The organism is Streptomyces sp. NPDC006544 (assembly GCF_040611715.1).
Lineage (GTDB): Bacteria > Actinomycetota > Actinomycetes > Streptomycetales > Streptomycetaceae > Streptomyces.
Map to the genome: position 1 here is coordinate 62,600 of NZ_JBEXOV010000037.1, position 6,839 is coordinate 69,438.

Consider the following 6,839-nt stretch of genomic DNA (forward strand, 5'->3'; position numbering starts at 1 on the left):
ATCAGTGGCTATGGGTAACAGGGGAGCGAAGCAGCCGACCCTCGCGCAGTTGCGGGCCTTCGCGGCCGTCGCCGAGCACCTGCACTTCAGGGACGCGGCCGGCGCCATCGGGATGAGTCAGCCCGCGCTCTCCGGGTCCGTGTCCGCGCTCGAGGAGGCGCTCGGGGTCCGGCTGCTGGAGCGGACCACGCGCAAGGTGCTGCTGTCCCCGGCCGGGGAGCGCATCGCGGTCCGCGCGCGGGCCGTGCTCGAGGCCGTGGGCGGACTGCTGGAGGAGGCCGAGGCGGTACGCGCCCCCTTCACCGGGGTGCTCAGGCTCGGGGTGATCCCCACCGTGGCCCCGTACCTGCTGCCGACCGTGCTCGGGCTCTTCCACCGGCGCTACCCCCGCATGGACCTCCAGGTCCACGAGGAGCAGACGGCCTCGCTGCTGGAGGGGCTGGCCGCCGGGCGGCTCGACCTGCTGCTGCTCGCCGTGCCGCTCGCGGTCCCCGGCGTCACCGAACTCCCGCTCTTCGACGAGGACTTCGTGCTGCTCCTGCCCCGAGACCACCCCCTCGCCGGGCGCCAGGACATCCCGCCCGAGGAACTGCGCGGGCTGCAGCTGCTCCTCCTCGACGAAGGGCACTGCCTGCGCGACCAGGCCCTCGACATCTGCCGCGACGCGGGACGCACCACCGGGGCCGACGTCACCACGACCGCCGCCGGGCTCTCCACCCTCGTACAGCTGGTCGCCGGGGGACTGGGCGTCACCCTGTTGCCGCGCACCGCCCTGCGCCTGGAGACCGCCCGCAACGAGCAGCTGGCCACCGGGTACTTCGCCGAGCCCGCGCCCTCCCGGCGCATCGCGCTGGCCATGCGCACGGGAACGGCCCGGCAGGAGGAGTTCCGGGCGGTCGCCGACGCGCTGCGCGAGGCCGTACGACCGCTCCCCGTCTGGCTGACGGACTGAGGCGCGGGCGTACGGGGTGAACGGTGCGGGGCGGCGCCGATCAGGCGGAGGGCTTCGGCGGCCGGCCGCGGGGCGGGATGGGGCCCGCCCCGCCGGGAAGCCGGCCCGCCTCGGCCAGGGCGCGGCGGAGCAGGAACTCGATCTGCGCGTTGGCGCTGCGCAGTTCCTCGCCCGCCCACCGCGCGAGCGCGTCGTGCACCTGCGGGTCGAGCCGCAGCAGCACCTGCTTGCGGGCCTGCCGGGCGGGCTTCGCCCCGCCGGCGGGCGCGGGCTCCGCGCCGCTGTCGGGGCTCACTGGTAGAGGGTGCCCGTGTTGACGACCGGCTGAGCCGCGCGGTCACCGCACAGGACCACCATCAGGTTGGACACCATCGCGGCCTTCCGTTCGGGATCGAGGTCCACTATGTCCTGCTCCGCGAGGCGGGTCAGGGCGAGCTCGACCATACCCACCGCGCCCTCGACGATCTGCGTGCGCGCCGCGACGACGGCCCCCGCCTGCTGGCGCTGGAGCATCGCGGAGGCGATCTCCGGGGCGTACGCGAGGTGCGTGAAGCGGGACTCGATGATCTGCACGCCGGCGGCCTCGACGCGGGCGGACAGCTCGACGGCGAGCTTCTCGGTGATCTCCGCGGAGTTGCCGCGCAGCGACAGGCCGCCGTCCTCGTGGGCGTCGTAGGGGTACTCGATCGCGATGTGCCGGACGGCCGCCTCGGTCTGGGTCTCGACGAACTCGGTGAAGTCGTCGACCTCGAAGACGGCTCGGGCGGTGTCCTCGACCCGCCACACCACGACGGCCGCGAGCTCGATCGGGTTGCCGTAGGCGTCGTTGACCTTCATGACGGCCGTCTCGTGGTTGCGCACCCGGGTGGAGAGGGGCCGACGCGCGGTCAGCGGGTTGACCCAGCGCAGCCCGTCGGTGCGGATCGTGCCGCGGTAGCGGCCGAAGAGCTGGACCACGCGGGCCTCGCCCGGCGCGACCGTGTTCAGCCCGCTCATGGCGACGAGGGAGGCGATGATCAGCGCGACGCCCACCGCGATCAGGCTCCCCTTGACCGCGGCCGCCGCGGCCACCGAGCCGATGGCGATCAGGCCCGCCCCGCCGGCCACCCCGGCCAGCCCGAGCAGCAGCGCGAGCCCGCCGCCCACGCTGCGCGCGGGGAACTCCCGTACGTCGGTTCCCGCCGCGTGACGCGCGGTCCCGGTCTCGGCGGTCCCGGTCGCGGTCCCGGTCGTCGAGCCCGTCTTGTTCGTCATGGTCTGCCCCGTTCCAATCGGCGGCAGCCGGTCGGGCTGCCTAGCAAAGTGATATCACTTTTTGGAGTTCGCCGACAGTGGGCGGCAACCCCGGGGGCTCGGTGCGCGTCGGTTCCATTGGGGCGGGTGCTGATTCTCACGTCCGAATTGACCAGTATTGGCATTGGTTCACCAGCCTTTGTCACAACCTGTGGTGTTAGCTTTCTGAGCTGACGTCGGGGGTTATCGAGCGGAGCGGGAGCGATGGGCCGAGCAGAAGCGCGAAAGGCGCAGCAGCAGCGCGGTGCGCGACGAGCGCCGCGGGGGCGCGCCAACGGCAAGGACGGCAAGGGCGGCAAGGCCGGCAAGGCCGGCAAGCCGGCCGGCATACGCCGCTTCTTCACCTGGCGGAAGATCCTCGGGACCTTCTTCGGGATGATCCTGCTCGGCATGGCCGCCCTGGTCGCCCTCTACGTCTACGTCGACCCGCCGGACCCGAACAAGAACGCGCTGACCGAGAACAACGTCTACAAGCTGGCCGACGGCACGGTGCTCGCGCAGGTGGGCGAGACCAACCGCCAGATCGTCCCGATCGACAAGATCCCGACGGACGTGCAGAACGCCTTCATCGCCATCGAGAACAAGTCCTTCTACCAGGACCGCGGCGTCGACCTCAAGGGCGTGGCCCGGGGCCTGTTCAACACGGCCACGGGCAAGGGCAAGGCGGGCGGCTCGACGATCACCCAGCAGTACGTCAAGAACTTCTACCTGACCCAGGACCAGACCGCGACGCGCAAGCTGAAGGAACTGGTCATCTCCCTCAAGGTCGACCAGAAGATGAAGAAGCCCGAGATCCTCGCGGGCTACCTCAACACCAACTTCTACGGGCGCAACGCGTACGGGATCCAGGCCGCGGCCCAGGCCTACTACGGGGTCGACGCCGACAAACTGACCCTGGAACAGGGCGCCTACCTCGCCGCCCTCCTCCAGGCCCCCAACCAGTACGACTGGGCGACCGCCGGACCGAACGGCAAGCGCCTCGTGATGGTCCGCTTCAACGGCGTCCTCGACAACATGGTCGACATGGGCAAGCTGGACGGGGCCAAGCGCAAGACCATGCAGTTCCAGGAGCCGATCAAGCCCAAGGCCGCCCCCGGCATGGAGGGCCAGAAGGGCTACCTGGTGCAGGCCGCGGACGAAGAGCTCAAGCGGCAGACCGGCATGACGGACGCCCAGCTCAAGACCGGCGGCTGGGAGATCACCCTCACGATCGACCCGAAGAAGCAGGCCGCGCTGGAGACGGCCGTGCAGGAAGAGCTGGAATCCAAGCTCGACCGCAAGGGCCGCCCCGTCGACGCCGCCGTGCAGGCCGGCGCCACCTCCGTCGACCCGAAGACCGGCGCGATCGTCGCGATGTACGGCGGCACCGGACTGAGCGAGCAGTGGACGACCAACGCCCTGCGCAAGGACTTCCAGCCGGGCTCCACCTTCAAGCCGGTCGTGCTCGCCTCCGCCCTGGAGAACAAGTCGACCACGCAGGACGGCAAGCCGATCACCCCCAACGCCCTCTACGACGGCACCAGCAAGCGCGCGGTCGTGGGCAGCAAGATCCCGTTCAACCCGCAGAACCAGGACGACAGGGACTACGGCAACCCGATGATGACGGTGCAGGCCGCCACCAACTCGTCGGTCAACTCCGTCTACGCCCAGATGATCGTGGACGTGAAGCCGGAGAACGCGAAGAAGACGGCCCTCGCCCTCGGCATGAAGGACCGCGAGGGCTGGCCCGCGGACAAGCCGGCCATGTCCCTCGGCACCATGAGCGCCGACACCGCCGAGATGGCCGGGGTCTACGCCACCTTCGACAACCACGGCAAGAAGGTCACGCCGAGCATCATCAAGTCGGCCAAGCACGCGGAGCGCGAGTTCAAGCCCGTCGTCGCCATCGGTGACCAGGCCATCAGCCGCAAGACCGCCGACACCGTCACCAAGGTGCTCACCGGCGTCGTCGAAGACGGCTCCGGCAAGGCTGTGAAGAGCTCCGCCTACGAGGCCGCGGGCAAGACCGGTACCACCGAGAAGAACGTGGCCGCCTGGTTCACCGGCTTCACCCCGGACCTGGTCACCGTCGTCGCGATGTTCGGCGACGAGCCCGGCACCCACACCCAGACCTCCCTGACGGGTACCGCGGGCGGCGGCCGCGCGGGCGGCTCCAGCTTCCCGGCCGCGATCTGGAAGAACTACACCCTCGAGGCCCTCAAGGGCGCGAAGAGCTCCTCCTTCGACCTCGACGAGGCCGACATGGGCCCGACCCAGGCGCCGTCCACGAGCATCAGCCCGTCGACCACGCCGAGCCAGTCCGCCACCACGCCGCCGCCGAGCACCACGCCGGCGACGAACAGCCCGGACCCGACCCTCTCGAAGTCGGCCACGGCGACCCCGCCGGTGACCTCGACGCCGTCGAAGCCCACGCCCACCCCGACGAAAACGGGCCCGACACCGCCCGTTCCGCCGCCCGCGCTGCCCAACCCCTAGCCGCAGGCACGACCACGCACCACCGCCCCGCAGGCACGCAGCCTGCGGGGCGGTGGTGCGTACGGCAGCCGTGGCCGCTACCGGTCGCGGTCAGGACCGCTCGGGCGAACCGGGCAGCGCGAGCTCGAACCAGACGACCTTTCCGCTGCTCAGGCGGGTGGCGCCCCAGCGGCGGGCCATCCGGTTGACCAGGAACAGACCGCGCCCGCCCTCGTCGGTGTCCCGTGCCCGGCGCTGGCGCGGCAGCTGCGGGGAGTCGTCGCCGACCTCGCAGCGCAGCACGTCCGTCTTCAGCAGGCGCAGCGTGACCGGCCGCTCGGCGTACCGCACGGCATTCGTCACGACCTCGGAGACCAGCAGCTCCAGGGAGTCCTCGAGCTCCTCCAGCCCCCAGCGGGTCAGGGCGCGGCGGGCGAACCGGCGGGCCCGGCCCGGCGCGGTCTCCTCGGGGTCCAGGAACCAGTACGCCACGTCGCTGGGCGCGATCCCGTCGAACCGGGCCGCCAGCAACGCGATGTCGTCGTCCCGGTCACCGGGGCCCAGCATGTCCAGGATGTCGTCGCACAGGGCCTCCAGCGGCGGCGGGTGGTCCAGCCCCGTCAGCTGCGCGGTGGTGGCGAGGCGCTCGCGGAGCTGCTCGATGCCGGTCCACACGTCCCGCAGCCGGGACTCGACGAGGCCGTCGGTGTACAGCACGAGGGTGGCCCCGGCCGGGGCGTCCAGCTCCACGGCCTCGAAGTCCACGCCGCCGACGCCGATGGGGGCGCCGGGAGGCACGCGCAGCACCTCGGCGCGGCCGCCCAGGTGCAGCAGCACCGGCGGCGGATGGCCGGCGTTGGCGATGGTGATCCGGTGCGAGACCGGGTCGTACACGGCGTAGAGGCACGTGGCCATCCGGTCGGAGCCGAGTCGCTGCGCCTGCTCGTCGAGATGGTGCAGGACCTCGGCGGGCGGGAGGTCGAGCTGAGCCAGCGTCTGGGCCGTCGTACGGAGCTGCCCCATGATCGCGGCCGAGGTCATGGAGTGGCCCATGACGTCACCGACGACGAGCGCGACCCGGCTGCCGGGCAGCGGTATGGCGTCGTACCAGTCGCCGCCGACCCGGGCCGTCTCGGCGGCGGGCAGGTAGCGGCTGGCGAGGCGGACCCCGGTGGGCTGGGGAAGGCTGTCGGGCAGCATCGTGCGCTGGAGCTCGTCGGCGATGTACGCCTCGCGCCCGTAGAGCACGGCCTTGTCGATGCCCAGCGCGGTGTGGGTGGCCAGCTGGGCGGCGACCAGGAGGTCGTTCGTCTCGAACGCCGGCCGCTCGGGGGTGCGCAGGAACACGGCCGCGCCGATCACGCGGCGCCGGCCCCGCAGCGGCGCGAGGATGGCCCGCTGGCCGCGCGGTACGGGGTGGTCCGCGCCCAGCAGCTCCGGCAGCGCCGCGCGGGCCGCGGCGGAGGACCCGAAGACGGGCCGTACGCCGCGCAGGACCTCGGCGAGGGCCCCGCCGGGGCGGATCTCGCAGAGCTCGGCGGCGGGCAGGTCACCCTGCGGGCCGACCAGTGCCAGCTGGCTGAAGTCGAGTTCCCCGTCCGGGGCCGCGCCGGCCGCGCCGGGGCCCGGAGCGGTGTTCCCCGGTGCCGTGGCGGCGGCGCCGCCGGTGAACTCGTCGATCGGCCGCAGCCGGTCGGTGCGCCGGAGCCTTAAGACGACCGGTCCGACGGGGCGTTCGTCGCCGACGGGAAGCGGGTCCCGCAGGTAGACGAGGATGGCGTCGGAGAACGTCGGCACGGTGGCCCGGCACAGCCCGAGCACGATCTCGTCGAGGTCGATCCCGCGCGCGATCCGGCGGGTGGCGGCCCCGACGAAACGCAGCCGGTCCCCTTCCCGGCGCGCGACGGTCTCCGGTCCGGCGAGGGGCGCGGCGCCCGCGACGGCCCCGGCGCCCGCGCCCTGGCCCGGCGCGGAGCCGGCGGCGCCGTCCTGGCGGCCGGCGTGCGCCGACGCCGCGGCGCGCGCGGCTTCGGCGTCGCGCGTGCGCGCGGCACCCCGCCCCCCGCCCGGCGGTTGTAGCCCCCGTTCGGGCCGGCGCCGTTGCGCCGGCCCGGACCCGGGGTCGTGTGCCCGTGCGCGG

At 72.8% G+C, this 6,839-nt stretch carries 5 protein-coding genes; 2 read left to right on the forward strand and 3 right to left on the reverse strand.

Translation table 11 applies throughout. From position 1 onward, the window contains the following. Positions 1-10 precede the first annotated feature (10 nt). The gene (locus tag ABZY44_RS19050; RefSeq protein ID WP_356655212.1) at positions 11-952 is read left to right on the forward strand and encodes a LysR substrate-binding domain-containing protein; all 942 of its coding nucleotides are present in this window, start codon (positions 11-13) and stop codon (positions 950-952) included. Positions 953-992: 40 nt separating this feature from the next. Here the strand turns inward: ABZY44_RS19050 and ABZY44_RS19055 are convergent, their stop codons facing one another. Together ABZY44_RS19055 and ABZY44_RS19060 are read right to left on the reverse strand one after the other, a co-directional pair. Beyond that, positions 993-1,247 (reverse strand): hypothetical protein, encoded by a 255-nt coding sequence (locus tag ABZY44_RS19055; protein ID WP_356655214.1) that lies wholly within the window; start codon positions 1,245-1,247, stop codon positions 993-995. After that, positions 1,244-2,206, reverse strand: coding sequence for an SPFH domain-containing protein (locus ABZY44_RS19060; RefSeq protein WP_356655216.1), 963 nt, complete (start codon positions 2,204-2,206; stop codon positions 1,244-1,246). The genes ABZY44_RS19055 and ABZY44_RS19060 overlap by 4 nt, the downstream gene beginning before the upstream one ends. A 243-nt stretch (positions 2,207-2,449) precedes the next feature. Between ABZY44_RS19060 and ABZY44_RS19065 the strand changes: the two genes are divergently transcribed. Continuing rightward, positions 2,450-4,720 carry a transglycosylase domain-containing protein gene (locus ABZY44_RS19065; protein ID WP_356655218.1) on the forward strand — a complete coding sequence of 757 codons (2,271 nt, stop codon included), beginning with the start codon at positions 2,450-2,452 and terminating at the stop codon, positions 4,718-4,720. A gap of 90 nt (positions 4,721-4,810) precedes the next feature. On the opposite strand, the gene ABZY44_RS19070 is transcribed toward ABZY44_RS19065, so the two are convergent. Next, positions 4,811-6,839: ATP-binding SpoIIE family protein phosphatase (locus tag ABZY44_RS19070; RefSeq protein ID WP_356655220.1), on the reverse strand; the 2,029-nt coding region annotated here is incomplete at its 5' end.

Bases quoted from the DNA above. Each gene is read 5' to 3' on its own strand.
- ABZY44_RS19050 (WP_356655212.1), top strand. From the start codon at position 11: ATGGGTAACAGGGGAGCGAAGCAGCCGACCCTCGCGCAGTTGCGGGCC.
- ABZY44_RS19060 (WP_356655216.1), bottom strand. From the start codon at position 2,206: ATGACGAACAAGACGGGCTCGACGACCGGGACCGCGACCGGGACCGCC.
- ABZY44_RS19065 (WP_356655218.1), top strand. From the start codon at position 2,450: ATGGGCCGAGCAGAAGCGCGAAAGGCGCAGCAGCAGCGCGGTGCGCGA.